This is a genomic window from Pontibacter roseus DSM 17521 (genome assembly GCF_000373265.1).
In the GTDB taxonomy this organism is placed as follows: domain Bacteria; phylum Bacteroidota; class Bacteroidia; order Cytophagales; family Hymenobacteraceae; genus Pontibacter; species Pontibacter roseus.
This window is the reverse complement of record NZ_KB890762.1, coordinates 407,019-433,877: the sequence shown is the minus strand read 5'-3', so window position 1 is coordinate 433,877 and position 26,859 is coordinate 407,019. Positions and strand designations below refer to the sequence as shown.

Annotated in this window: 27 protein-coding genes and 1 tRNA gene; 21 read left to right on the top strand and 7 right to left on the bottom strand. The window is 48.1% G+C overall.

The window, feature by feature from the left end:
- Window positions 1-6: 6 nt before the first annotated feature.
- The gene (locus B051_RS21090) at window positions 7-423 is read right to left on the bottom strand and encodes a septal ring lytic transglycosylase RlpA family protein (RefSeq protein WP_018477755.1); all 417 of its coding nucleotides are present in this window, start codon (window positions 421-423) and stop codon (window positions 7-9) included.
- 146 nt (window positions 424-569) lie between these two features.
- On the opposite strand from B051_RS21090, the gene B051_RS0108415 reads away from it, so the two are divergent.
- Window positions 570-932, top strand: coding sequence for a DUF3276 family protein (locus tag B051_RS0108415; protein ID WP_018477754.1), 363 nt, complete (start codon window positions 570-572; stop codon window positions 930-932).
- Window positions 933-1,139: 207 nt separating this feature from the next.
- Window positions 1,140-2,237, top strand: a complete 1,098-nt coding sequence (gene ychF / locus B051_RS0108410; RefSeq protein ID WP_026236273.1) for a redox-regulated ATPase YchF — start codon at window positions 1,140-1,142, stop codon at window positions 2,235-2,237.
- 108 nt (window positions 2,238-2,345) lie between these two features.
- On the opposite strand, the gene B051_RS0108405 is transcribed toward ychF, so the two are convergent.
- The 3 genes from B051_RS0108405 to B051_RS0108395 all read right to left on the bottom strand — a co-directional run bounded on the left by B051_RS0108405 (window position 2,346) and on the right by B051_RS0108395 (window position 5,376).
- Window positions 2,346-3,200 carry a putative sugar O-methyltransferase gene (locus tag B051_RS0108405; RefSeq protein WP_211214326.1) on the bottom strand — a complete coding sequence of 285 codons (855 nt, stop codon included), beginning with the start codon at window positions 3,198-3,200 and terminating at the stop codon, window positions 2,346-2,348.
- 212 nt (window positions 3,201-3,412) lie between these two features.
- A complete protein-coding gene (locus tag B051_RS0108400) occupies window positions 3,413-4,042 on the bottom strand; it encodes a class I SAM-dependent methyltransferase (protein WP_018477751.1) in 630 nt (209 codons plus the stop codon).
- Between the two features lie 14 nt (window positions 4,043-4,056).
- Complete coding sequence (locus tag B051_RS0108395; protein WP_033316765.1) at window positions 4,057-5,376, bottom strand: type IX secretion system plug protein; 1,320 nt, start codon at window positions 5,374-5,376, stop codon at window positions 4,057-4,059.
- A gap of 191 nt (window positions 5,377-5,567) precedes the next feature.
- On the opposite strand from B051_RS0108395, the gene B051_RS0108390 reads away from it, so the two are divergent.
- Window positions 5,568-6,431 carry an SDR family oxidoreductase gene (locus B051_RS0108390; RefSeq protein WP_018477749.1) on the top strand — a complete coding sequence of 288 codons (864 nt, stop codon included), beginning with the start codon at window positions 5,568-5,570 and terminating at the stop codon, window positions 6,429-6,431.
- Window positions 6,432-6,445: 14 nt separating this feature from the next.
- On the opposite strand, the gene B051_RS21085 is transcribed toward B051_RS0108390, so the two are convergent.
- The 3 genes from B051_RS21085 to B051_RS0108375 all read right to left on the bottom strand — a co-directional run bounded on the left by B051_RS21085 (window position 6,446) and on the right by B051_RS0108375 (window position 9,702).
- Window positions 6,446-6,880 (bottom strand): OsmC family protein, encoded by a 435-nt coding sequence (locus B051_RS21085; RefSeq protein WP_018477748.1) that lies wholly within the window; start codon window positions 6,878-6,880, stop codon window positions 6,446-6,448.
- Between the two features lie 88 nt (window positions 6,881-6,968).
- Complete coding sequence (locus tag B051_RS0108380; RefSeq protein ID WP_018477747.1) at window positions 6,969-8,327, bottom strand: sensor histidine kinase; 1,359 nt, start codon at window positions 8,325-8,327, stop codon at window positions 6,969-6,971.
- A complete protein-coding gene (locus tag B051_RS0108375; protein ID WP_018477746.1) occupies window positions 8,317-9,702 on the bottom strand; it encodes a sigma-54-dependent transcriptional regulator in 1,386 nt (461 codons plus the stop codon). Before B051_RS0108375 ends, B051_RS0108380 begins: the two co-directional genes overlap by 11 nt.
- A gap of 292 nt (window positions 9,703-9,994) precedes the next feature.
- Between B051_RS0108375 and B051_RS0108370 the strand changes: the two genes are divergently transcribed.
- From B051_RS0108370 to B051_RS0108280, 18 genes are all read left to right on the top strand, one after another.
- Window positions 9,995-12,400: an ABC transporter permease gene (locus B051_RS0108370; protein WP_018477745.1), complete on the top strand. Its 2,406-nt coding sequence runs from the start codon at window positions 9,995-9,997 to the stop codon at window positions 12,398-12,400.
- Window positions 12,401-12,552: 152 nt separating this feature from the next.
- A tRNA-Glu gene (locus tag B051_RS0108365) sits at window positions 12,553-12,624 on the top strand.
- A 663-nt stretch (window positions 12,625-13,287) separates the two neighbouring features.
- Window positions 13,288-13,482 carry a YgaP family membrane protein gene (locus B051_RS22180; protein WP_071594865.1) on the top strand — a complete coding sequence of 65 codons (195 nt, stop codon included), beginning with the start codon at window positions 13,288-13,290 and terminating at the stop codon, window positions 13,480-13,482.
- Window positions 13,483-13,521: 39 nt separating this feature from the next.
- Window positions 13,522-13,908 (top strand): DUF302 domain-containing protein, encoded by a 387-nt coding sequence (locus B051_RS0108355; RefSeq protein WP_018477743.1) that lies wholly within the window; start codon window positions 13,522-13,524, stop codon window positions 13,906-13,908.
- Window positions 13,909-14,069: 161 nt separating this feature from the next.
- The gene (locus tag B051_RS0108345) at window positions 14,070-14,681 is read left to right on the top strand and encodes a class I SAM-dependent methyltransferase (protein ID WP_018477742.1); all 612 of its coding nucleotides are present in this window, start codon (window positions 14,070-14,072) and stop codon (window positions 14,679-14,681) included.
- Between the two features lie 51 nt (window positions 14,682-14,732).
- Window positions 14,733-15,575, top strand: a complete 843-nt coding sequence (locus B051_RS0108340; RefSeq protein WP_018477741.1) for a universal stress protein — start codon at window positions 14,733-14,735, stop codon at window positions 15,573-15,575.
- 56 nt (window positions 15,576-15,631) lie between these two features.
- Window positions 15,632-17,029 carry a hypothetical protein gene (locus B051_RS0108335; protein WP_018477740.1) on the top strand — a complete coding sequence of 466 codons (1,398 nt, stop codon included), beginning with the start codon at window positions 15,632-15,634 and terminating at the stop codon, window positions 17,027-17,029.
- A gap of 178 nt (window positions 17,030-17,207) precedes the next feature.
- The gene (locus tag B051_RS0108330; protein ID WP_018477739.1) at window positions 17,208-18,551 is read left to right on the top strand and encodes an MBL fold metallo-hydrolase; all 1,344 of its coding nucleotides are present in this window, start codon (window positions 17,208-17,210) and stop codon (window positions 18,549-18,551) included.
- A 58-nt stretch (window positions 18,552-18,609) separates the two neighbouring features.
- Window positions 18,610-18,921: a rhodanese-like domain-containing protein gene (locus B051_RS0108325; RefSeq protein ID WP_018477738.1), complete on the top strand. Its 312-nt coding sequence runs from the start codon at window positions 18,610-18,612 to the stop codon at window positions 18,919-18,921.
- 451 nt (window positions 18,922-19,372) lie between these two features.
- A complete protein-coding gene (trxB, locus tag B051_RS0108320) occupies window positions 19,373-20,362 on the top strand; it encodes a thioredoxin-disulfide reductase (protein ID WP_018477737.1) in 990 nt (329 codons plus the stop codon).
- On the top strand, window positions 20,359-20,598 hold the full coding sequence (locus B051_RS22705; protein ID WP_018477736.1) for a hypothetical protein: 240 nt from the start codon (window positions 20,359-20,361) through the stop codon (window positions 20,596-20,598). The genes trxB and B051_RS22705 overlap by 4 nt, the downstream gene beginning before the upstream one ends.
- Before the next feature lie 19 nt (window positions 20,599-20,617).
- On the top strand, window positions 20,618-21,265 hold the full coding sequence (locus tag B051_RS0108310) for a Crp/Fnr family transcriptional regulator (protein WP_018477735.1): 648 nt from the start codon (window positions 20,618-20,620) through the stop codon (window positions 21,263-21,265).
- A gap of 151 nt (window positions 21,266-21,416) precedes the next feature.
- Window positions 21,417-22,280, top strand: coding sequence for a sulfite exporter TauE/SafE family protein (locus tag B051_RS0108305; protein WP_026236271.1), 864 nt, complete (start codon window positions 21,417-21,419; stop codon window positions 22,278-22,280).
- Window positions 22,281-22,407: 127 nt separating this feature from the next.
- Entirely contained in the window at window positions 22,408-23,820 is a 1,413-nt protein-coding gene (locus tag B051_RS0108300; protein ID WP_018477733.1) for an MBL fold metallo-hydrolase, read from the top strand.
- A gap of 170 nt (window positions 23,821-23,990) precedes the next feature.
- Complete coding sequence (locus tag B051_RS0108295; RefSeq protein ID WP_018477732.1) at window positions 23,991-24,317, top strand: rhodanese-like domain-containing protein; 327 nt, start codon at window positions 23,991-23,993, stop codon at window positions 24,315-24,317.
- Window positions 24,318-24,398: 81 nt separating this feature from the next.
- Window positions 24,399-24,956 carry a YeeE/YedE family protein gene (locus tag B051_RS0108290; RefSeq protein ID WP_026236270.1) on the top strand — a complete coding sequence of 186 codons (558 nt, stop codon included), beginning with the start codon at window positions 24,399-24,401 and terminating at the stop codon, window positions 24,954-24,956.
- Between the two features lie 49 nt (window positions 24,957-25,005).
- Window positions 25,006-25,419, top strand: a complete 414-nt coding sequence (locus tag B051_RS0108285) for a DUF6691 family protein (protein WP_018477730.1) — start codon at window positions 25,006-25,008, stop codon at window positions 25,417-25,419.
- A gap of 100 nt (window positions 25,420-25,519) precedes the next feature.
- A complete protein-coding gene (locus B051_RS0108280) occupies window positions 25,520-26,785 on the top strand; it encodes an MFS transporter (RefSeq protein ID WP_018477729.1) in 1,266 nt (421 codons plus the stop codon).
- The last annotated feature ends 74 nt before the right edge of the window (window positions 26,786-26,859 follow it).

Below are 26,859 nucleotides of genomic sequence, written 5' to 3'. Positions count from 1 at the left end.
TTGGCGTCAGTCCTTGTTGGCTAGGGTTACCTCTGAAACGTCGGCAGGCGCATCTTGTTGCGCAACTTCGGCAGCATCGAGTTCCTGCAGCTTCACGGCGGCTATACCTGTCTGTATCAAATCAATTTGCTGTGCGGCGGTTCGTGATAGGTCAATGGTGGCGAGGCGGCTCTTGGGCATTCGGTCGTTTATTCTGACGATAACGGATTTGCCGTTCTTGCGGTTGGTCACGCGCACATGGGTATCAAAAGCCAAGGTCGCGTGTGCGGCGGTCAGCTTTGTCTTGTCGTAGCGCTCGCCGCTGGCGGTGCGTTGCCCGTGCATGCGGTCGGCGTAGAAAGAGGCCTTACCCTCAGCTGAATAGAGAGCGTTGCTCGGCAGGTAATTCAGTAGAAATACTAGTATAAGTGAACATATATTCATACTATACTATATTTGGTCCGTTCCAAATATAGAGTATATTATTTATAGGGTGTTTATTTGGTGAATTTTAAATTCGAAAATTTTTATATATCGAAACAATATGTTACTTTTAGGTTCACAAGGTTGAATTTAACGTCTTATAAACGGTGGAAGAGAACAACGAAAAAGCAGAGATTTATTCCCAAAGAGTAAGAGCCGGGAAAAGAACGTATTTCTTTGATGTGAAGTCAACTCGCTCAAATGACTTTTACGTAACCATCACGGAGAGTAAAAGAAAGTTCAAGGATGAGAGCTTCTCTTACGAGAAACACAAGATTTTCTTATACAAAGAGGATTTCGCGAAGTTTCTGGAAGCACTGCAAGGCACAATTGACCACGTGAAATCCGAGCTTCTGACAGAAGAGGCGCTAGCGGCCCTAGAGGCATCCGTGGAGTCCGAAGAAGCCACCCCAGTGGCTGTAGTCGCTGAGGCGGAGGTATCGTTTGACGAAGAACTGAAGTGGGAATAACTCACGGTTTATAACCATACACTAAAAAGCCCAGGGGAAACCTTGGGCTTTTTTTTGCCCTATACCCAAACCCATACCCATACCCATACCCATACCTATACCCATACCTATACCTGCTCTCACCTCGCATCAAAGTATCAAACGCTCTCCTCCAATACTCGTTGAAAATATGTATCTTTGCGCCCTGATAATAAACCAAAATAATCAATGGGACTAAGATGCGGAATCGTGGGACTGCCAAACGTGGGCAAGTCTACTTTGTTCAACGCCATTTCTAACGCCAAGGCAGAATCTGCCAACTATCCTTTCTGTACCATAGAGCCGAACGTAGGTGTCATCACTGTGCCCGATGAGCGCCTCAACATTCTGGAGGAGCTGGTGAATCCGCAGCGCGTGTTGCCTACCGTGATTGAGTTCGTAGACATAGCCGGCCTGGTGAAAGGTGCCAGCAAGGGAGAAGGCCTTGGCAACAAGTTCCTGGCGAACATACGCGAGGTGGATGCCATCATACACGTGGTACGTTGCTTCGAAGACCCAAACATTGTGCACGTGGCCGGCAAGGTTGACCCCATCTCCGACAAAGAAATCATTGATACCGAACTGCAGCTGAAAGACCTGGAGTCCATCGACAAAATGATGGTGAAGGTGCAGCGCTCAGCAAAAGCCGGTGACGCCAAGGCCAAAAAAGAGTTAGCGTCGCTGGAAAAATACAAGAACCACCTGGAGCAGGGCCTGAATGCCCGCAGCCTGGAGGCCACTGAAGACGACAAAGAAACGGTAAGCGAACTGAACCTGCTCACCGACAAGCCCGTGATATATGCCGCCAACGTGGACGAGGACTCCATGCTTTCTGGTAACGAGTACTCAAAGGCGCTGGAGGAGCACGTGAAAAACGAAAACGCGCAGGTGGTGCTGATTTCTGCTTCCATCGAGGCACAGATTGCTGAACTGACAGACCCAGAAGAGAAAGAGATGTTCCTAGCTGAATATGGTTTGAAGGAGTCTGGCCTGAACAAGCTCATCCGTGCCTCCTACGACCTCCTGAACCTTATCACTTACTTCACCGCAGGCGTGAAAGAAGTACGCGCCTGGACGATTGAGAAAGGTTGGAAAGCCCCTCAAGCTGCAGGTGTTATCCACTCTGACTTCGAGAAAGGCTTCATCCGCGCCGAGGTAATAAAACTCAAGGATTACCAGGAATACAAGACAGAAGCCAAGATAAAAGAAGCCGGCAGAATGGCGGTAGAGGGCAAAGACTATGTGGTTCAGGACGGCGATATCATGCACTTCCGCTTCAACGTGTAAAGTCAATTTGCACTAGAGAGAATTTCAAATAAAAAGAAGCCCCCTTGGTTGGTAACCAAGGGGGCTTCTTTTAGTGCTTATACTGAATGATAGAGCTACAGAAGAATCCTAATTGTATTTGTTCCAGACTATGATACAGTTCTTGGCATGTGTCAAAGGCTCTTCATCAATGATGTAGGAGTTAGGTATGATACGAAGCAGTTCATCTCTCTTATAAGATTCAAAGGCTTCAGGAGTAATTTCATTATATGTGATATAACCACTGTTAGAATTCAGTATTATCTTTTTTAAATATACATCCTGGAACTTCCTCGGCAGCTCAGTGAAGGCATAATTGCTAATCACTAAGTCATAGGTTTCAACCTTAAGCTCATTCATTGTCTTATAACTTAAGACAGAATCCAGGATATAATTGTCTAGATAACGCTGTGTAAGCATCAGCGCAGGCTTTATGTCAACTAAAGTATACGCGGAAGGAGAAGTTGCACAATCAATGATTCTACATTGTCCTCCATACCCTACACCTATCTCACAAATCTTCATCCCATCTAAACCGCTGAATAACTTTAGCAAATCAGACAGTACCTTTATATACCGCAGTGTCGTGGGGGAAATCTTTCCAACATTTTCGTATTCAAAAACACGGGGATTGCCCCAAACATCATTTTCTTTGAAGAGCTCAATGCTCTTTAATAAGTGCACATTCTCCTTAAGTATGGTATCGAGATATAGCTTACCATATTCTTCTGATACATGCTCCAGTGTTAGACAGTAAACCTCATTTCTTCTGAAATTAGAAAACAAAGCTGCATCAATGTTTGCCTTTGCACAAAAATCAGGATAAACCTGATTGTCAGAAAGGCTTGTCGACATTCTGTATAACTTATTAGTACTAATCGAATCTTTTACTCTAAGCAACCCTCTAACAACAGCTTTCTTCATGGCAAGTTCTACTTTTTTCATTTTAGACTGCTGTGCACTATTTCTATTACTCTGCATTTCTATGAATTGGGTATGGTCTTAATTTGAATCTTATAGTTGCTGCACTGTTGTGTTAGCACAAAAAGTTGATAAGCATGCATGTTAGGTTTTGTTAGAATCAACTGTCGTTTGAAAACCTCTTGCATTATAACAAAGCACTAGCTTTTAGTCAAATACCTCATTATACTGAACAGCTAAACCTCCTTCCGCAGCAGGAACGTCAGGATTCGGGGCAGTTGAGATCTATCGCCATCATCAAAATACTCCTTCAGCTCAACCAGAGTCAATCCGTGTTTTCTGGCCGATTGCAAAAAGTCAGAGATGTGGTGGGTATAGCAGATAAGCTCCTGCCGCCCTGCTTCTGTCTCGAATCTAGCCTTGGTGCCTGCGTATTGTTTGAAGGGGTGAAGTTCACCCAGGTATACATGCCCACCTGGTTTTAGTGCATTAGCAGCCTCCACAAAAACATGGTCCAGTTGCTCGATATGCTCCAGTACCAGGCTGAAAGTCACTAAATCGTATTGCTGCTCCACAAAGGTCCAGCCACCTGTGATGTCAGCCTGTACAAACCTCACCCGCTCCGAGCTGACTTTCTCCTTTGCCTTGGCCAGCATCTCTTCAGAAAAATCCACGGCCGTCACCTGCTGCGCCTTGCTCGCTAGCCATACAGTGTTCTTCCCCGTCCCGCAGCCAATTTCCAGACAGCTATCAAATCGCACGGAAACCAATGCTTCGCGCAGCGCCACTGCCTCCAGGTCCCTGGTTCTGTTTTGATTGCTGTCGTATTGGGCTGCCCATTGGTTGTAGGCCTCTTGTATGTCCATCGCTATACCTTGCCTTATCTTCTGTTGAACGATATCTCCTCATACCCTATGAGCAAATCGGCACGGGAACCCGGCGGACGATAATATATCAGGATATCATAGGTGTTCCCTGTAGCGAAATGGCTGCCCTCAAAGTAACTGGCATCCGGCTGCTGGCTGTTGCTGGGCTTGAGCGCATAATAGTAGTTGTAATAGCCTTGCTTCAGCAACAAGCGCCCGGAATAGGCCTGCCTCTCAGCATCATAGCGCATCCGGCTCTCGTCGGTCAGTTGCCAATCGGTCAGGCCTCCGATGATGTGCACACTGCCGTTGCTCACTTCCCCTGTGCGCAGTTCGAAGTCCACCCAGGTATAGTCGGCATTCACGATGGAGTTGCCGTACTCCCGGTTGCCAAAAAGCTGCTTTCCATCCACATCCGGGTCCTGGCTATACGCTTGCCCATCTCTGCTCCTGTCGGCCTGTAGCATCACTTCGACGGGGTTTGTCTCAAGGTTAATGTTGTCAATACCCAAACCCTTGAAGCGAATGCTGCGCGTATCGAACGGACGGAACTCGCTCAGACCCAGAAAGTGGTCTTTCGGCTCAAAGAAAACATACTCCAGGCGGCGCTGGTCGTCGCGCACAAAAGTCGGCTTTGGGTATACCTTCATGTTATCCCAGCGGTGGTTCTGCCGCATCACGGCCTTCACCTCCTGCGAAGGATTCACCAGCGCGTAGTCTTTGTAGAACACGTTGAACTCCACCGGTTGCCTGGCGGTTTTGCCATCGGGACCTGTAGGCGCTCCCAGCTTGGCGCCCACGGCAACCAGATTCTGGTACACCAGGATGCGGCGCGTCAGCAACAGGTTGCCTCCCTCCTCGCTCACCTGCAGCACATAGTTGCCGCTCAGCTTCACACGGGGCACCCGAAAACGATAATGCACGTAAGGCACCCGCGTGTTGATGGAGTTCTGCACATCGTTTAGAAAGTATTCATTGAAGTCGTTGAGGTACTGCGTCTCGTTGAGGCCAGAAGGAGTCCAGTCGGCGTTGCAGTGCACCAGCTTCGCCACAAGCCGCTGTGGCCCCGCGTTCAGCCGGTCGAACTCCAGTAAGATAGGCTGCTCCTGGCCCAGCGAAATCACCGCCGGTTCCAGCACCGCCTCAGGACCGCCGGTAGCCCGGTAGCATTGCACAGACTTGATACTCGTATCGTACACAAAGTCCTCGTAGCGGATTGCCTGTTGCGTACTGCCAGCGCTGGTTTGGCCTTGCTGTTCCAAAGGCACACAGCCTGCTATACCCAAGGTCAGCACTGCGGCCAGCAAGCCGCCCAATGTATTTCTCAGAAGCATAATGAAGCGTTTTTTTATAATCCGGCATAGCCTGGCAAGGCAGACAGCACGGGTTCGTCTTGATTTTCGAAGATAGGAAAAATTAAGCTGCTCCTCCCTCAGATGAAGAAAGTGACATATATTTTTCTACAATATGTTGCTAATCACATTGTTATCCATTATATTCAGACACGCGAAATTAAACCCCTACTATGAAAAAGATTTTACTCGCTGGCTCCACAGGCCAATTGGGGAAGTACATCTTCCGGGAACTCAAGCAGCAAGGGTACGAGGTGCGCGCCTTGGCCCGAAACCTCAAGCGGGCACAAGCCCTTTTCCCCGACCCTGAGGAACTCGTCCTTGCCGATGCCACCAGGCCCGAGTCATTGGATGGATGTTGTGCCGGCATTGATGTGGTGATTTCTGCCCTCGGCAAGAGTGTGAGCCTTCGCAACCAGAACAACGTCTCTTTTCAGGAAGTAGATTACCAGGCAAACCTGAACCTGCTGCAGGAGGCTAAGCAGGCAGGCGCAAGTCAATTCATCTACATTTCAGCCTTTGGAGCAGAAGAGCACAGGCACCTGGCTTATTTCAAAGCACACGCCGATTTTTCAGACGCCCTGAAGGCAAGTGGTATCACCTATTCCATACTGCAGCCCACGGCTCTCTTTTCAATCTTCGAGGAGATAATGGCGTTTGCGCGCAGAGGCAGGGTGGCCGCCTTGGGAGCCGGGGACAAACGGACGAACCCAATCTTTGAAGGAGATGTGGCCAAGGCAGTCGTTTCCAGCATAGGACAGCCAAATCAGGTCATCCCGCTAGGTGGTAAAAGAACGTATACGCGACTGGAGTTGGTGCAGATAGCTTGCGAGGCGGCCCGTTATGTTGGTAGAATCCCTAAGCTCCCTTTCCACTTCGTGGAGCCCCTGCTCCCCATGGTCAAGGTGGTGAGCCGCAGCCTGTATGACAAGCTGGCCTTTATGCTAGCAGTGACCAAGGAGGATTGCATCGCGCCTGCCTTCGGTGAATTGACGCTGGAAGAGTACTTTGAGTTGGAGCCGCAGCTGAGCAACTGAGGCTATACTTATACCTATACCTGCACTTCCAGAATCGTGTGGACGGCCACTCCTGCTTCCAGGGTTTTCTGTACCGGGCAGCGTGAAGAAATGTCCTCCAGGCGCTTGTGCTGCTCCGGACTCAGGTCTCCAAACAACCGAAGCCTCTTCACGACGAGCAATCGCTTGCCGGCAAACGCCTCCGGCTCTGGCAATGTGCCTGAATCAAGCGGCTCCATTCGGAGCAGCACCTCTGCCCTATCTAGGGGCCAGTTCTTGCGCTTGGCATACATGTGCAGCGTGATGACGGTGCAGGCACCCAATGCGCTCATCAGGTAATCATTCGGGTCTGGGCCTGTCTTCACGCCTTCCTCTATACCTGATTCGTCTATCACAAACGACTCCTCTTCCATCCGGATGTTCGCGACATAGCCTGCCGAACAATCCGCACTTACAAACACACTGCTCATATTTAGAATAATGCTGCTCCTGCTACCCTATACGTTCAATGCTTGCCAAGCAGACCGTCCGTCCCAAAATATTCAGAAAAGAGGCTGGTCAGAAGCGGAGAATGAAGGTGGTTCCCTTGTGGAGTTCAGACTGCACCGAGATGGAGCCCTTGTGCAGGCGCATGATTTGCCGGGACAGACTCAACCCTATACCTGATCCGGATTGCTTGGTAGTGAAGAAGGGGATGAAGATTTTAGTGGTAGCCTCCGGCGTCATACCTTCTCCATTGTCTTGTATCTCAATACATACACGGCTGCGTTCGTCCAGATTCGCCCTCACCACAATCTGCCGCTGCTCTTTCTCCTGCACGGCTTCTATGGCATTCTTAATCAGGTTGATGAGCACTTGCTCCAGCATGCCACGGTCGGCTGTCAGGAGAAGGTTGCTTGAGGGTAGCTCCAAGTGAAAGTCAATGCGTTGCTGGGCGAGCTGCTCCCGCATTAAAGTGTTTATTTCCCGCAGCAGTTCCCCTACGTTTATCAGACTAAGTTCCGGCGTTTTGAGGCGTGTGAGGTTCCGGAAATCGTTCACGAAATGGATGAGCCCATCGCTGCGGCGGCTGATGGTCTGCAGGCACTGCCGTATATCGAGGAGCTCGTCTTTCAGCACCGTAATCTCTTCGGCTGTGGTATCTTCCACGTAGCCACTGATTTCGTCTGAGGCACTCGCCGAGAGCGAAGCGATGGGAGTGACTGAGTTCATGATTTCATGCGTCAGCACCTTTATCAGGTTCTGCCAGGCCTCCATCTCCTTGTCCTCCAGCTCACGCTGTATGTTTTGAATAGATGCCAGCTTGACTTTGTCTCCCAGCATAGCCAGTTCAATCACCTGCACCGACAGGTTAGCCACACCCCCGCCTTGTCGCAGGGGTACCAGCGCTTTCTCGGTATGCGCCAGTTCCTGCAGCCGATGCACCAGGTCCGTACTCACCGACTCAAGGTCCTGTACCTGATGCAGCTGCCCTACCTGCAGCAATCTCCGGGCGGCATTGTTCATCAGTAGAATAGTGCCATCGGTTTTGTAGGTGATGATGCCGGTGCCTACGTGCTGCACAATCACCTCATAATAGTGCAGGTGCGCCTCCTTCTCCGCGCGCACATCCCGGAACTTGGCCATCACTTCGTTCATACCCGCTGCCAGTTCCTGCTGCAGCCTGCCTCCTGTATGCGCCGGTATGAGCTCTGTGAAATCGTCGTGTTTGATGGAATGCAGAAATCGGATGAACTGTTTGTTGGTGCGTTCGTGGAAGCGTATCAGGAGCAGCACCTGCAACAGAATCAGGAGGGCTATACCTACAAACGTGCCCCTGTACTCCGGCTGAAAGCCAACGCGACTCAACAGGAAAATGCTCAGCGCTAGCAAAGCCAGCCGCAGCACCACCTGCAGCCTATAATGGTTAAAGCGCATATTTCTCCAGTCTACGGTAAAGGGCTCCCCGCGACAGGCCAAGCTCTTTGGCAGCCTTCGATATATTGCCTTCATGCAGCTGCATGGCCCGTTGCACCGCCTGCCGCTCCAAATCTTCGAGGTTCTGCGTTTCCGCTACCTGGGCAACCGTGATGGTTTGCGCTTTCTCCTCTGGCAGGAAGAAGAAGTCCTCCGGCTGCAGTTCCCGGTTATCACTCATGATGGAGGCGCGCTCCAGAACATGCTGCAGTTCCCGCACGTTTCCAGGCCAGGTATAGCGTCGCAGCTTGGCCAGTGCCTCCTCCGACAGCCGCTTCAGTGGCTGCTTGTATTTCTGGGAGTAGGTCTGCAGAAAGTGCTCCGCAAATAAAGGAATATCCTCCAATCGGTCACGCAAAGGGGGCAGGTTCAACTCCACCGTGTTGATTCGGTATAGCAGGTCCTGCCGGAACTCGTGCCGCTGCACCATTTCCATCAAAGGCATGTTGGTTGCACAAATCAGGCGTACGTCAATGGGTATAGGTTTATTCGTTCCCACGCGTATCACTTCCCGGCGCTGCAGCACCGTCAGCAGCTTGCTCTGCAGGGAAGGCGATAGATTGCCAATCTCGTCCAAAAAAAGGGTTCCTCCGTTGGCCGCCTCAAACCGACCGATACGGTCTTCCTTGGCATCCGTGAAGGCGCCTTTCTTATGCCCGAATAGCTCACTCTCAAACAGCGACTCCGTCACGGCACCCATGTCCACGGTCACGAACACCTTGTCGGCTCTGGAGGAACGCTGGTGTATGGTGCGGGCAATGACTTCCTTGCCCGTGCCATTCTCGCCGAGCAGCAGGATATCGGCATCGGTTTTGGCTACTTTGTCAATGATGGAGAACAGGCTGCGCATGGCTCCGCTCTGCCCTGTGATGATGGGCTGCTGCGTTTGCAGCTCGGCAGACAGTGTGCGGTTGGCCACCTTCAACTGATTAACCTCTTTGTAGGAGTTGCGCAGTTTAGATGCCGCCGTCAGCGTGGCAACCAGTTTTTCGTTCTGCCAAGGCTTAAGTACGAAGTCGGTGGCCCCCTCTTTCAAGGCGCGCACCGCCATTTCCACATCCCCAAAAGCTGTAATCATAATCACCACCGCCGATGGGTCGTACTTGAGGACTTCCTTCAACCAGAAGAAGCCCTCTTGCCCGCTTGTGATGTCTTGACTGAAGTTCATGTCCAGCAGGATGATGTCAAACTCTTCGTTAGAGACCAGGAACGGAATCTTTTTCGGGTTCTTTTCCATCACCACTTCTTTGGCATACTTGCGAAGCAGCATTTTGGCCGAGAACAACACATCTTCGTTGTCGTCGATTACAAGTATCTTTCCCAGGTTCTGTTCCATGGCAGACGTTATATTTAAGTACAGCAGTATAGAAAAATGATGCCAGACAATTCTAAGGTTAATTTAAGATATTTTCAGAACTCTTACCTCATTTCTATGTCCAATCCCGGACACTTTTTGTCCGCACATGGACAGCGTAGCTTGTAGCTATACCTATATTGTATCAGAATAACCCTTTCTGGCGACTGGCACAGCAATGGCATAGGCTATACCTGAAGGCCAGCCACCTTTCATGCCCCTGGTAAACAAAGACTATGGAAAATACCACTACAATCACTAAACCTGCTTTCCTATGCTCAAGCTATATTTCCTGACTGCAATCCGGTCACTGCTCCGCAACAGGAGCTACAGCGTACTCAACATTGCAGGACTTGCCTTAGGCATCACGTGCAGCATTCTGCTCTTCCTGGTGATAGAATTTGAGTTGAGCTATGATACCTTTCATACCAAAGCAGACCGCATTTATCGCGTAACCATGTCGTACCCAAACAGTGAGAAAGGATTTATTGAACCCTCTGTATACTTCCCGGTAGGTGATGTGCTGAAGCAGAACAACCCAGGTATAGAAGCGCATGCAGAAGTTTTCGTCGAGGAAGACCCGCAATTCACCATCGTGCGCTCCAACGGTGAAATTGCTAAATATTATCTGGAGGATGTTCGGATTGCCTTTGTAGAGCCTGCCTACTTTACCATTTTTGATTTTGTGCCGGCAGATAAAAACCTGCTGAAAGGATTGGCAGAGCCTAATACGGTGGTACTGACGCAGGGAATCGCATCCAAATACTTTCCGGGTGAAGATGCAGTAGGCAAGTTTCTAAAGCTTAACAACAGGCTTACGGCCAGGGTGATTTCAGTTATACCTGATATGCCACCTAATACAGATTTTCCGTTCAGCGCTTTCTTTTCCTATGCCTCTCTGGAAAAATACAGCACCTTCGACGTCACCTCCTGGAATTACTCGTTCAGTTACCAGAACCTGTACATTACGATGCCGGAGAACGCCAATCCTGCTGAGTTGGAAAAACAGCTGAACGCCACTGTAAAACAACACATGCCAGAACGAAAAGCCAAAGACACAGACTTTGTGCTGCAGCCCCTGGGCGACCTCCACTATAACGATGAGCTTTTCAACCTGGCAGGTCGCAACGTAACCATGCAATATATTTTTGGCATGGCACTGGTGGGCATTTTCCTGTTGCTGACGGCTTGTATCAACTTTATAAACTTAGCTACTGCACAGGCCATAAAAAGGGCAAAAGAAGTAGGTGTACGCAAAGTAATGGGCAGCAATCAATGGCAAATCATGCTGCAATTCTTTGGCGAAACGCTTTGCATTACTATCCTGGCCACTTTGTTGTCCATAATTCTGGCTGAGTTGGCACTGCCTTACCTCAACGACCTGCTAGAACTGAAGTTAACATTCGACATTTTCCAGAACCCGCAGATACTGCTGTTCCTGGTGCTGGAGGTGTTGGTGGTGACTATTTTCTCAGGCTTATACCCAGCATTGGTGCTCGCTCGATTTGAGCCTATTGCGGCGCTTAAAAGCAGAGCGGCGGTGCAGCAGGTGGCAGGCTTTTCGTTGCGTAGTGTACTAGTAGTGTTGCAATTCGCTATTTGCCAGGTGCTCATCATCTGCACTCTGATTGTTACAGAGCAGATGCAGTATGTGTTTAACAAACCCTTAGGATTCGACAAAAACGGTATAATCCAAATGGGCCTGCCTCGCGAGGAAGCTAATAAACTGATGCCTTATCGCCATGAAATGCTTCAAAATCCCGCAGTTATCAATGTCAGTTTCGCCACTGCCCCGCCCTCTTCTGACCTGACCATGGGCACCGGCTTCTATTACAATCACTCAAGCGAAAGAGTGGATGTCAATGCGAATGCCAAATTTGTGGATGAGTATTATTTCGAGACTTTTGATTTAAAGCTCATTGCAGGTAGGACATTGTCTAAGAGCGATACCACTATTGAATTTGTCATCAATGAGACGATGCGCCGCAAACTTGGTATAGAAAGCCCACAAGATGCAATCGGTAAAAAGATATCCTTTAACAGCAGAGAGTACTATCCCATTGTGGGCGTAATAGAGGATTTTCATCAAAATTCTCTTCGTGACCCCGTAGACCCTGCCCTGCTTACGAGTTACCACAAACAGTACTTTTACGCCACGGCTAAAATAGACTTGAACAACATCGAACAAGCTACTAAGCACCTGGAGAGTGTATGGAACAAAGCTTACCCGGATGATGTGTTTAACTATACTTTTTTAGACGAAACGATAGCAAATTTTTACAAGGAGGAAACCAGGCAAAAGGTACTCTTCCGTACATTTGCCTTCATAGCCATACTCATCGGCTGCATTGGGCTCTATGGTCTGGTGGCTTTTATGGCGGCACAACGCACCAAGGAAGTAGGTATACGCAAAGTGATGGGGGCCTCCATTTTTGACATCACACTGCTTTTTTCGAAGGATTTTGTGAAACTGGTGCTGATTGCTTTTGTGATAGCTGCCCCTGTGGCCTACTACCTGATGGACGAGTGGTTGCAGAGTTTTCTGTACCGCATCAGCATTGGCTATTGGCCTTTTGTATTGGCTGGAGCGGTTACCTTGCTCATTGCCCTCGTAACAATGAGTTCCCAAGCTATTCGGGCTGCCATGGCCAACCCGGTCTACTCGCTGAAAGCAGAATAAAACTATGTGTTGACACAGTGTTTATAGATAAAATTTTTGCTCTTCAGAATGAGCCAGTTACATTAACTGGCTCATTTTTTATCTAAAAAGCCATCTTAGGGTTTTGCAAAATAAATCCGGCTCTCTATATTTGCACCACAATACGACAGAATGGTCCGTTCGTCTAGGGGTTAGGACTCCAGATTTTCATTCTGGCAACAGGGGTTCGATTCCCCTACGGACTACAAAGCCCGCAAACATGAGAAACCAAAGGAAGGCAGAAACGCCTTCCTTTCTTATTTTTAAGCCCTTTCCCGACTATTTCCTTTGCATTGTTTGCACTTGTTTGCGTAATTTCCGTTATCCGATTGTTACCTGTTCCTTTGTAGACTCTACACCTACAAGCTACCCAAGGACGAAACTGAGAAGCAGCACAACAAGGACACCACCAGGCTGGCAGAGAGTATCCGTTCCAAGCGGGAGCTGCAGATTAACAGCTCCGAGCATGACTTCGGGACCGTACTGCAGAAGAGCATCAATCTCCACTCCTACTAGGAGCATTTCGTGGCGAGCTATCCCATGAAGGATAAGCGTCTGGCTACAGCCTCCCTCCCTGCAGTACTTCAAGGCGTTCGTCGGCAAAGATTCTATCAAGCCTGCTGATCTGACAGAGCAGATTTGCATTGACTTCAAGGAGTACCACTGCCAGAACCTTAGTGGAGAGGCCACTTACCCTAATTTACTAAGCGGGTTAAGATGTGTTGTTCAGCTCACATTTTCTCCTACAAAGCATAAAGTACCGGCGCTTACCTGTGTGGCAATGATTTTATTGGCCTGGAACACTCCTAGAATCCCTGCGTTAACTAATTAATTAGCGTTGATTATCAGAACCACTTAAATAGAAAGCTATGACAAAGAACATGGGCACAGCAGACCGGATTGTCCGGTCTACACTGGCAGCGGGCGCGGCAGCTCTCATTGCAACTAAAACAGTGAAAGGACCAGCTGCTATTGCATTAGGTGGCCTAGCCACCATCTTTGCGCTTACAAGTTCAGTCGGACATTGCCCTGCTTATGATGTGGCCGACATCAACACCCTATGACACACGTAAGCGGTTAAACACTACAAGAAACAATAAGCTATGAGTTACCACTTAAGTAAGAAAATAAACGGCTCTTTTGAAGATGCCACCACCAAAGTAAAGGAAGCGCTGCAACAGGAAGGCTTCGGCGTAATCAGTGAAATAGACCTGAAAGAGAAGTTCAAAGAGAAGCTGCAGGTAGATTTCAGAAACTACAAGATACTAGGGGCCTGTAACCCCAAGCTGGCACATCAGGCCATACAGCAGGAGCCCAACATTGGCGTCATGCTGCCTTGCAATGTGCTGCTGCAGGAACATGAAAATGGAGAAGTGGAAGTAACCGCAGTCAACCCGATGGAGACAATGGCTGCCGTAGACAACCCAAACCTTTCTTCTTTAGCAGAAGAAGTAAGCCAGAAGCTAAAAACTGCTATCAACAAGCTCTAGCGAATACTCGACCAAAGATTATTATCAGAAGGCTGTGCTGAAAAGTACAGCCTTTTTTATTGCCTGTCTGCTTGTTATTCAAAAAGAAAAGGCTTGTGTAACCAATGTCACTGAACCAAGGCAGGCTATACCCCATCTTTGTATCACATAACTTAAAAAGCATGACTATGAAAGACTTCTGGAACGAACGCTACAGCCAGAATCAAATGGTATACGGCGCTGAGCCGAACGAATTTTTCAGGGAGCAACTACAGCACCTGCGTCCCGGAAAGTTGTTATTACCTGCCGAAGGAGAAGGCAGGAATGCAGTCTATGCGGCTCTGAAAGGCTGGCAGGTAACAGCATTTGATTTCAGTGAAGCAGGTCACAAAAAGGCCATGGCGTTGGCAGAACAGCGTGGCGTAACCATCAACTACCAGGTAACTGATGCAGCGCAATTCTCCTGTGAGCCTGAGAGCCAGGATGCAGTGGCACTGATTCATGCCCATTTCCCACCCGCACTGCGCCAGCAACTGCATCAGAAGGTAATTGAATGGTTGAAACCCGGAGGCACTGTGATACTGGAAGCTTTCCACCCAAATCAGTTGAGCTATAGCTCCGGCGGACCAAAAGATGAAAGTATGCTCTATACCGCCGAAATGCTACAGGATGACTACAGACTGCTTGATATAAAATTGCTACAGGAGATAGACATACAACTGCATGAAGGCGCCTATCACAGCGGTGCTGGCTTTGTAACCAGAATGGTTGCTCAAAAGAAGATGAATAAATAAGAGAACATAAAAAGCAAAAAACTAAAATAAAGGCTGACAGCCACTACTCAAATGAAAGATAAATTAGACATCATGGTACCGGTTGATTTCACGCCGGTGTCTTACAGAGCAATCGAATTTCTGGCTTTCCTGATGGACAAGACGCCCATTAACACGCACTTGGTGCATGTCATAGAGGTAAACTCCGCTGAATGGGCCGGTTCTGTAGATGCATCAGAAACAGTAAACAAAGGTGAGCTAAAGCAAAAGCAGCAATTGGCAGAACAGAAATTTGCAGAACTGAAACAGCACGTTGATTTTAGCTTTACCAGCGAAGTACTATTTGGTGGATTAACCACAGTGCTCGCTGACTATGCCAACAATAAAAGCATTGACCTGGTGATTATGGGCACAGATGGAGCTGATGGCTGGCTGGAGAAAGTATCAGGCTCAGAAGCGCAGCACGTGGTCAGGTATACCAACATTCCAGTTATCACCGTTCACAAGAATGCAGCCATCACCCCTATCCAGAACTTGTTGTGGGTAGCTGACTTTGAAGCAGAAAAGCAACCAGAGCAAAGTGTGGCAACTATTAAAATGCTGCAGCAACTTTTTGATGCCAGGCTGCACCTGTTGCAGATTGTAAACAAGGAAGATGAAAACAGGTTAAACCAACTGAAAGGTAAAATGCAGGATTTCGCGGAGCAGTTGAACTTGCAAAACTACGAACTGCACCTGCACCACAACTATAAGGTTCCGGCGGGAGTGCGCAGCTTTAACGAAGTATCTGAAATGGACCTGGTGCTGATCGGTACGCATGGCAGAAAAGGCATCAGCCACCTGTTCTATGGCAGCGTTGCGGAAACGCTTGTAAACCACTGCATCCGTCCTCTGATGACCTATCATCTTAACTAATATCCTTTCTCTTCAATGTGCAGCTCCGGCTGCACATCTTTTTTACACTAAATACGATGCGTAATACATTTAAACTGGCGGCTATATTTGCTGCCAGTATGGCCTGGAGTACGGCCTCTGCCCAAAAACACCACGAAGCACATCAACCAGATACTGTACTGGTAAATAATGTACAGGAGCTTTTTACAAAAGGCACAGTGCACGGGCATGTACGGAATTACTTTATGGCTACCTGGAACCACCGCGAACTCTCTGATAACTATGCCAATGCCATTGGTGCAGAAATAGCCTATAAGACAGCTCCCTTCCATGGTTTCAGACTAGGGTTTGCCGGGTTGTTTACCTATAACCTGTTCTCATCGGGCATGGCACACCAGGACCCTGTAACAGGCAAACACCCTAAGCTGGAGCTGGAGCTTTTTGATGTAGAAGACCCGGAAAACAAAGCCGACCTGGACCGGCTGGACGAACTATACCTGGAGTACAAAACAGATTGGCTGCACGCAAAAGCTGGCCGTTTTAGTTTCACTTCTCCCCTGATGAACCCGCAAGATACCCGCATGAAGCCATACTCCTTTCAGGGTATCAGTTTTCGGTTTCCAGTACAGGAAAAAGCGCTGCTGACACTCGCCTGGTTTGATCATTTCTCCCCCAGAAGTACAGTAGAATGGTTTAAAGCGGGTGAATCCATCGGTACTTTTCCTGCAGGATTTGATATACAAGGCAATCAATCCGGTTATGCCCACCATACTAAAACCAAAGGTGTTGCCGTAACTGGTCTACAGCTTAACTCAGATCAATCCCATCACGGCTTTAACGCAGAAGTATGGAACTACTGGATCGAGAATGTATCGAACACCAGCTATGGTCGGACAACTATAGAAATAATACCGCAGGTGAAAGCAGGTATAGAAGGGCTTTACCAAATGCAAGTAGGCAATGGGGGCAGTCCGGAAGAAGCACATACCTATTTCCCGGATCAGCAACAATGGCTGGTAGGTGGTCAGTTAGCATACGAGCCCGGAAGCTGGAACACATCACTTAATTACCTGCACATAGATGGAGATGGGCGCTTCCTGTTTCCGCGTGAATGGGGCCGTGAGCAGTTCTTCGCCACCCTCTCCAGAGGCAGAATGGAAGGCACAGGTAAATCAGACCTGCTGGTGGCAAAAGTAAAAAAACGCTGGTCAGATAGGCTCTCTATAGAAGCAGCTGCTTCCAAGACCTGGTTGCCTGGCAGTGAGAACTATATTCACAACAAGTATAGAGCTGTCCCTTATATTGGCTGGTTAGCTGACATAAGTTATAGCCCTGCAAAACCTGTGCTGAAAGGGTTGAACTTTCGGTTGCTTTATGTAGGAAGAGCATCACCAGGATCAGATGTGCCGCTCGAAGCCATGTACTACAACACCAACTTTCACAATGTAAACTTTGTAACGCAGCTTAACTTCTAGGCTACACCTAGCTTAGCTATCAGCTTTATGTTATGAGTGATGCACAATGACTATAAACACATCAAATTTGAAGCATGTACAGTACAATTAGTTGTGTGACAAACATCACTGAACTTAGTTAGCGTACGCTTTAACTTTGCATTAGAAATTAAATCAATATCAAAAAATAAGAAAATCTATGAAAATCAAACAATTTGAAGACAAAGGCTTAGCCCATTATGCATACGCTATCCTAAGCGAAAGCGAAAAGGAAATAATATTGATTGACCCGGCCCGCGACCCGCAGCCCTACTATGATTACGCCAAAGAGCACGACGCCAAAATTGTAGGGGTGATTGAAACGCACCCCCATGCTGACTTCGTAAGCTCGCACCTGGAGATACACCAGAAAACCGGCGCTACCATTTACACACACAGCCTGGTAGGTGCCGACTATCCGCACAAAGCGTTTGACGAAGGCGCAGAATTGCAGCTAGGTGAAGTAAAACTGAAGTCGCTGCACACCCCGGGGCACTCCCCCGACTCAATCAGCATAGTGCTGGAGCACGAGGGCAAGGATAAAGCCGTGTTTACGGGTGATACCTTGTTTATTGGCGATGTGGGCCGCCCGGATCTGCGCGAGAGTGCCGGTAACGTAACGGCCAAGCGTGAGGAACTGGCCCGCCAGATGTATAAGAGCACCCGTGAAAAGCTGATGAAGCTGGCCGATGATGTGGTTGTGTATCCAGCACACGGGGCAGGCTCGCTTTGCGGTAAAGGCCTGAGCGATGCCAACAGCAGTACCATCGGTGATGAGAAGCTGGGAAACTATGCCCTGAAGCCTATGAGCGAAGACGAGTTTGTAAAAGTATTGACAGAAGACCAGCCCTTTATCCCAAAATATTTTGGCTACGATGTGAGCCTGAACAAGCAGGGCGCGCCTGACTATAATCCAAGCGTGGAAGGTGTCGCTAAACTGGAGAAGAACTACAAGCCGGAAGACGGTGCTGTGATAGTAGATGCCCGCAGCGAAAAAATATTTAAGCAAGGACACTACAAAGGAGCCATCAACATACAGAACGGTGGCAAATTTGAAACTTGGTTGGGCAGCATCGTTGGCCCAGAGGAAAGTTATTACTTGGTGGCTGAAAGTGAGCAGGAGTTGAAGGAATTGATTTCCAAGGCTGCTAAAATCGGCTACGAACTCCTGATTAAGGGCGCATTTGTATACGATCAGCAGGACGGCGAAACGAGCGACAATTTTGACAGAAAAACGTTTGAAGAGAACAAAGATGACTATACCATTGTGGACATCCGCAACACATCAGAAGTGAAAAGTGGTAAGTTCTTTGATAATGCTATCAGCATTCCATTGCCGGAGCTACGCGAAAGAGTGAAGGAGATTCCTACTGACAAACCGGTGGTAGTGCATTGCGCTGGTGGTTATCGCTCGGCAGCGGGTAGCAGCATCGTGGAGTCTGCCCTACCAGATGTGAAGGTGCTGGATATGAGTGAAGCTGTCACAGAGCTTAAGAATAATTAACCTAGAACAGGAGACCCAAAATAAGGGTCTCCTGTTTACCTTAACTATAACAACAATCATGAGCTATAAAGATATATCTGGAGAAGAGCTTAAAAAGCTTCGTGAAGAGCAGCCTGATGCCGTTGTGGTAGATGTTCGCACTCCCATGGAAGTAAGCCAAGGCAAAATACCGGGCGCGCAGGTAATAGACCTGATGGATGCCCAGTTTCCACAAAAAGTAGATGCACTGGATAAAGACAAACCGTATGTACTATACTGCAGATCAGGCAATAGAAGTGCCCAGGCCTGCAACTATATGGCAGGACAAGGATTTACAAAATTGTATAACCTGAGTGGCGGCATAGGTAACTGGCCTTATGAAACTGAATAAGTTAAAAACTAATGCAAGCTCCAGGCTGATGTTAGGCATGTTGGCCGGCAGCATACTGGGCTATCTTTTCTATGCCTTCTATGGGTGTGACGGTAGTTGTGCCATCAGCTCCAGCCCTTTTAATAGCACCCTATACGGCACTGTCGTGGGAGCTTTGGTTTCCAGGAGGTTTACATCGGCTGACAGAAAATAATAAGACCATACACCTACTGCCTGTGCTTAAGAAGTGCAGGCAGTAGGTGTATGTAAGTAAGTCCTGCCTCTAGAGCATTACGGGCTTCACTGCTATACTATGTGACTAAAATCACTGACCAATGCTAAGTAAAACGCTTCCTTTGTAAAGCAAGACAGCTCCCTGTCCCCTTAGGGAAAGGAGGCTTCGCATGATTAACTTGAACAGACAATAAGACGGGAAAACATTCCGTCTTTAGCTAAGAGAAACCTATTTACAATGGAAAAAGAAAAGGTTAAAGTTTTGATAATTGGTTCTGGCCCTGCCGGGTATACTGCTGCAATCTATGCTTCCAGAGCCGGCCTGAACCCTGTATTGTATCAGGGCTTGCAGCCCGGTGGTCAGCTTACCATCACAAACGACGTGGAAAATTACCCCGGCTACCCAGACGGCATCAATGGTCCTCAGATGATGGAGGATTTTAAGCGGCAGGCAGAGCGCTTTGGTACCGACGTGCGCTATGGCATCGCTACTGCTGTCGATTTCTCTTCTAAACCCCATCAGGTAACGATAGACGACCAAAAGGTAATAGAAGCCGAAGCAGTTATTATCTCCACCGGAGCATCCGCCAAGTGGCTAGGCCTGGAATCTGAGGCACGCCTAAATGGCAGTGGCGTATCGGCATGTGCCGTGTGCGATGGTTTCTTCTACCGTGGGCAGGATGTGGCCATAGTAGGCGCAGGCGATACGGCAGCTGAAGAGGCCACCTATTTGGCCAACCTTGCAAACAAGGTATATATGATTGTACGCCGTGATGAAATGCGTGCTTCTACCATTATGCAGGAACGTGTAAAGAAGACACGCAACATTGAGATTCTATGGAATACAGTGACTGACGAAATCCTAGGCGAGCAGACGGTACAGGGGATGCGTGTGCGCAATGTGTTGACTGATGAGTTGAGGGAAATCCCGGTACAGGGCTTCTTTGTGGCTATCGGGCATAAACCGAACTCAGACATATTTGCCGATTACCTGAATTTGGACGAAAATGGTTATATCCGCACGATACCCGGAACGAGCAAGACCAATATTGACGGTGTATTTGCCTGTGGCGATGTGCAGGATTTTACGTACCGCCAGGCAGTTACAGCGGCTGGTTCAGGCTGTATGGCTGCCCTGGATGCCGAGCGTTACCTGGCCTCTCTGGAATCAGAACAAGCAATAGAACAGGGTCAGAATGCAACGCTTAGTTTATCTGAGAAGGCATGATAAAGACTTTAAAATATCAACTGCTGACTGGCTGGCACCCGGCCAGGTGGATTCGTTTGGCGCTAGGTATAGCACTGCTGGTACAGGCTATAGCGACAAGCGATGTGCTGGTTGGTGCATTTGCCATTTTGCTTTTCGGACAGGCTATTTTGAATACAGGCTGTTGCGGACCAACAGGCTGCAGCGTGCCCCAGACCAAACAACACACAAAAGATACTACCGGACCTATTGAATAGGGAAAACGTACAGGATAATATGGAAAGTATACATAAAGAAGAGTTACTGCAGAAGTTCTCACAGTTAGAGCAGCCCCTGCTGGACGAGATACTGGCCCAAAGCACCTTTAAGCACCTGGAGGAAGGTGAAGAAGCGCTGCGCACCGGCCAGTACATTAAATCGACTGTGCTGCTTTCTAAAGGTCTGCTGAAAGTATATCGCGAAGACGAAGAAGACAATGAGTTTTTGATGTATTACCTGGAACCAGGAAACGCCTGCGCCCTTTCCATGATGTGTACCGCACGTGATGAACAGAGCCAGATTATGGCAAAAGCAGTGGATGAATCTGAGATTATCCTGATTCCATCGCACCTATCAGAGCTGTGGCTAGCCAAGTATAAAACCTGGCACAACTTCGTGATTGCTTCGTACCGCCAACGTTTTGAAGAGCTCCTGCAAACCTTGGATAGTGTAGCATTCAAAGCCTTAGACGAGCGACTTATCTTCTACCTGCGTCGCCATGTAAAAGTAAGCGGAAACGAAGTTAAATTATCTCACCAGCAGATTGCCAATGAGCTCAGCAGTTCCCGTGAAGTGATTTCCAGGCTACTCAAAAAACTAGAGCAAACCGGCGCTATCACACTTCACCGAAATTACATAGAAGTACACGACTTAGATATAGTCTAAACAGAAAGACAAAAGCAAAAGGCGGCCTGATATTTTATTAGGTCGCCTTTTGCTTTAAATTTTGAGCAAATTTCCTATGTGACAACAGTCACTGTACTCCCTCCTGCACCACCCTACCTTTGTACTAGAAATCAAGATAAGACTTTAAGAAATGGAAATACTCGGATACATCGCTGCTTTACTCATTGGTTTATCTCTTGGCCTGATTGGTGGCGGCGGTTCTATACTCACCGTACCGGTACTGGTTTATTTGCTTGGCCTTAGCCCGGTTATATCTACCGCTTACTCTTTGTTTATAGTTGGCCTAACCAGTTTAGTAGGCTCGTACAAATTTTATCAAAAGGGACTGGTCAGCATGAAAACGGCTGTCGTGTTTGGTTTACCTTCTATTGTCGCAGTATACCTGACGCGGCGCTACTTGGTACCCGCTATACCTGAAAACCTGTTTACAGTAGGTGACTTGGCAGTAACCAAAGGCGTGCTGTTGATGCTCCTGTTCGCAGGTCTGATGGTGTTTGCCTCTATATCCATGATTAGAAAGAAAAAGGAAGTACCGGCAGAGCCAGCTGATGTGGTTGATGAGAACATCGACACGGAACTCGATGTGGAGCACACAGATCCTGCTGAGACGCACCCGAAACCAAAGTTCAACTATGGAGGCATTCTGGCTGAAGGGCTGGTGGTAGGTACGCTTACCGGCCTGGTTGGCGCAGGCGGTGGTTTCTTGATTATCCCGGCGCTCGTGCTCTTCAGTAAATTGGACATGAAAATGGCGGTGGGTACGTCACTCCTTATCATAGCTGTTAAATCGCTGTTCGGTTTTATAGGCGACGTGTTCAACTATGAGATTGACTGGTTGTTCCTGGGCATTTTCTCAGCCATTTCTATCGCCGGCATCTTCATTGGCACCTACCTATCTACTAAAATCCACGCCGACAAACTGAAGACTTCTTTCGGCTGGTTTGTGCTCGTGATGGGCATTTACATCATCATCAAAGAAATATTTTTTGCATAGGCCTGACAGCGTGATATAAGTCACAGACTTCGGCTATTCTTATTCCGAAATTTGTAGTGTCATCCAGGTGAAAGGGTGATAATAAAGCTTAGAGACTAGAAACTCAAAAACCATAAAATCAACTACCATGAAAGTAGAACAAATCTATACCGGTTGCCTGGCACAAGGAGCTTATTACATCGAAAGCAAGGGCGAAGCTGCTATCATCGACCCGCTTCGTGAAGTAAAGCCATACCTGGAAAAAGCAGAGAAGGATAATGCTACTATTAAGTATGTGCTGGAGACACACTTCCATGCCGACTTCGTTTCAGGTCACGTGGACCTGGCCAAAGCATCAGGTGCAACAATTGTTTTCGGACCAAATGCCAAGACTACTTATGATGCTTACATCGCAAAAGACGGTGAAGAATTGAAAGTGGGTGATATAAGCATAAAAGTGCTTCATACCCCGGGCCACACGATGGAGTCTACCACATACCTGCTGATAGACGAGAACGGGAAAGATTACGCGCTTTTCTCTGGCGATACTCTGTTCATCGGGGATGTGGGACGTCCAGACTTGGCAGCAAAATCTGACTTAACACAGGACCAATTGGCAGGTCACCTCTACGACTCGTTGCGCAACAAAATCATGACCTTGGCGGACGACGTGATTGTGTACCCGGCGCACGGTGCTGGCTCTGCCTGCGGTAAGAACATGAGCAAAGAGACAAGCGATACGCTAGGCAACCAGAAAGAAACGAACTACGCCCTTCGTGCCGACATGACCAAGGAAGAGTTCATCAAAGAAGTGACAGATGGCTTAACACCGCCGCCAAGTTATTTCCCGCTGAACGTGCAGATGAATAAGGAAGGCTACGATAACATTGAAAGCGTGCTGGAGCAAGGCTTGCAGGCCCTGTCGCCGGACGCCTTTGAAGCGGCAGCCAACGAAACGGGCGCCCTGGTATTGGATACCCGCAGCCCGGAGACATTTGCAACTGGTTTTATACCAAACGCTATCAACATCGGCATAGATGGCAGCTTCGCCCCATGGGTAGGAACGTTGATTCCGGACATCAAACAGCAGATATTGCTGGTAACAGACGAAGGACGTGAAGAGGAAGTAGTGACCCGTTTAGCACGTGTAGGATACGACTATACCATTGGTTACCTAAAAGGCGGCATGGATGCCTGGAAGCAGGCTGACAAAGAAGCAGATGCTATCAATTCTATCTCTGCAGAGACATTTGCACAGCGTTTTGAGCAAAACAACTCTATCAAAGTAGTAGACGTGCGCAAGCCGGGTGAGTTCCAGGCAGAACACGTGGAAACAGCACAAAGCGCCCCGCTAGACTACCTGAACGAGCACCTGGCTGAACTGCCGAAAGAAGACACCATGTACCTGCATTGCGCCGGTGGTTATCGCTCTATGATTGCGGCATCTATCCTGAAAGTCAGGGGCTTTGAAAATGTGGTGAATGTGGCTGGTGGTTTTAAGGCTATTGCTGAAACCAGCGTACCGAAAACAGCTTTTGTTTGCCCGAGCACGCTGAAGTAATTTCTTATAGTTAAAGACGCTTGATGAGCTGGCGTAGTGTGATGCTGCGCCAGCCTTTGAGTTTAATAGAACTTCTCTTTCCTGCGTGACCAAAGTCACAGACAATGGCTCCTATTATGCCGACCTTTGTATTGTAATTGAAACACAACAAGAATTTAAGAAGAAAAGCTATGTTTAATATATTCGGAACAAAACCAAAAAACTACGAGAACCTGGACGGCACTACATTCAGAACCAGGTATCAGAGTGCTGCGAAAGCGGAGCTGCTGGATGTGAGAACAGCCGGTGAATTTGCCGGTGGTTCTATCAAAGGTGCTAAGAACCTGGATGTGTCATCATCGCAGTTTCAGCAGGCACTTAAAACGATGGATAAGAACAAAGAGTATTTCGTGTTCTGCCGCAGCGGCAACCGCAGCGGTTCCGCTTGCGACATCATGAGCAAAGAAGGTTTTAAAGCCTATAACCTGGCCGGCGGTATCGGTGCCTGGCCAAAATAAAAAAGTATAAAAATGAAAAGGTGGGGAGTTTGGAAACAGGCTCCTGCCCTATCTACTAAACCTAAACTAAACGAGTAAGAAATGTTAGAATTTTTGAGTCAGCCTTGGCCTTGGTATACATCAGGTATTGTCATAGCCTTAGTTATGTTGATCCTGCTGTTCTTTGGTAAGTCATTTGGTTTCTCATCCAACTTGCGCACCATTTGCTCCGCTTGTGGTGCTGGTAAAACTGTCAAGTTCTTTGATTTTGACTGGCGCTCCCAGACCTGGAACCTGTTGTTCCTGGTAGGTGCAATCGTTGGTGGTTTCATCGCTTCAGAATTTTTGTCAAATGGCGAAGCGGTGCAAATCTCACAGGCAACTATACAAGATTTGAGTGCACTTGGTATTTCAGCACCGGATGGTATGCAGCCAGAAGAAATCTTTAGCATGGAGAATGCCTTTTCGCTTAAAGGCTTCCTGATTCTGCTGCTGGGCGGGTTTGCTGTGGGTTTCGGTGCACGTTATGCAGGTGGCTGTACCTCGGGCCATGCCATCAGCGGAATATCTAATCTGCAGTTGCCCTCACTTATTGCTGTTATCGGCTTCTTTATTGGTGGTTTGTTCACCACATGGGTACTGATGCCCTTGATATTCTAAAGAAAGCAATACGAAGCTAAATCATTAACTAAACAAAGAGATTTATACCGTGAGAGGATTAAAATTTATAATTGCCGGCATTCTGTTCGGTATCGTGATGAGTAAATCGGAAGCCATATCGTGGTTCCGTATCCAGGAGATGTTCCGCTTCCAATCGTTCCATATGTATGGCATCATTGGTACGGCTGTCGTACTGGGTATCATCATCACCTACGTTATCAAAAAATACAAACTACGTGATTTTCAGGACAACCCAATCACCTTTACACCGAAGGAAATGTCTGTTCCGCGCTACCTGATAGGTGGTATCATCTTCGGATTAGGCTGGGCATTGACAGGGGCTTGTCCGGGACCTATGTTCGTGAACATCGGCTTCCAGTACTGGTCTATCCTGATAGCAGTAGTTGGTGCTATTGCCGGTACGTACCTGTACGGCGCTATAAAAGACAGATTACCGCATTAAGAAATTTGGCTAAGAGTGTTTTGTGTTGTGAGAGTCACCGGTGTTGTAACTGGTGGCTTTCCTGCATAATCTGAACAGGTAAAGAAACTATACAAGTAAGATGGCACAACCTTCAGAAACAAAGCTCGGCTTACGGGAGAATGCAAGGCAGTTCTGGCTGCTGGTGCTCGTAAATGGCTTTGTGGGCGCAATGGTAGGCTTGGAGCGCTCGGTGATACCAGAGTTTGCCGAAACGGTGTTTGGTATTAACGGGCATACAGCGCTTTTGTCGTTTATAGTTGCTTTTGGTCTGGCCAAGTCGGGCGCTAACCTGGCGATGGGCCGTTTGGCTACTAGATACACCCGCCGGCAACTGTTACTTATTGGATGGTTGTTTGCATTGCCTGTGCCCTGGCTGCTGCTGTATGCCGATGCTTGGTGGTGGGTAATCTTTGCGAACCTGCTGCTGGGTATTAACCAGGGATTGGCATGGTCAGCCACTGTAGTGATGAAGATTGACCTGGTAGGTGAAAAAAACCGTGGCCTGGCCATGGGCATCAACGAATTTGCCGGTTACCTGGCTGTTGGTTTGGTAGCTTTCTTGGCTGGCTATATCGCTTCTACTACCGGCGAAGTAACCTATGCTTTTATTCCGGGTATTGCATTCTCCATAATTGGCTTGCTACTGACGGTGTTCCTGGTGCGTGATACGCACAGCCATGTGCAGACAGAAACAAAGCAGACCAACATCCCGCTGCTGCACAACCTCTGGAGAGACACTACTTGGCGACATAGTAACCTGGGTTCTGTTACACTGAACGGTTTTGTCAACAACCTGAACGATGGCATTTTGTGGGGTTTGCTGCCTGTGCTGTTAAGTACCAAAGGATATTCCCTGACCGAAACAGGTTTACTTGCTGGCATATATCCGGTGGTATGGGGACTGGGCCAGCTGGTAACTGGTAAACTGGGCGACGTGCTTTGCAAAAAGCAGTTGCTGAGCATGGGCATGATGATACAGGGTGTGGCGATAGGCCTGCTTTTATTTGCCAGCTCCTACCCTATTTTGGTGGCTTCACTCATTATACTGGGAGCTGGGACGGCCTTAGTTTACCCGAATTTCCTTTCGGTAGTAGCCGAGAACACGCATCCGAGCCAACGGCCACAGAGCTTGGGCATTTTCCGGTTCTGGCGTGATTTTGGTTACGTTGCTGGTGCGGTTGCTGCCGGTATATTTGGTGACTTGTTCGGACTGGAAGCTGTTATACTTGGCACTGCTATACTTACAGTCGGCGCTGGATTATTATCAGAATTCAGGATGTGCTGTACCAAAAAACTGCTGTGGCATAGTAAGGAATGCAGCACTAACTTTGTTAAAGCTACCTAACTATATAACACTCTGAAGGAAAGATTAAGCTACCATAGCTTCTGTTTAGTTTCTTTTTAAACAGATACTGTAGA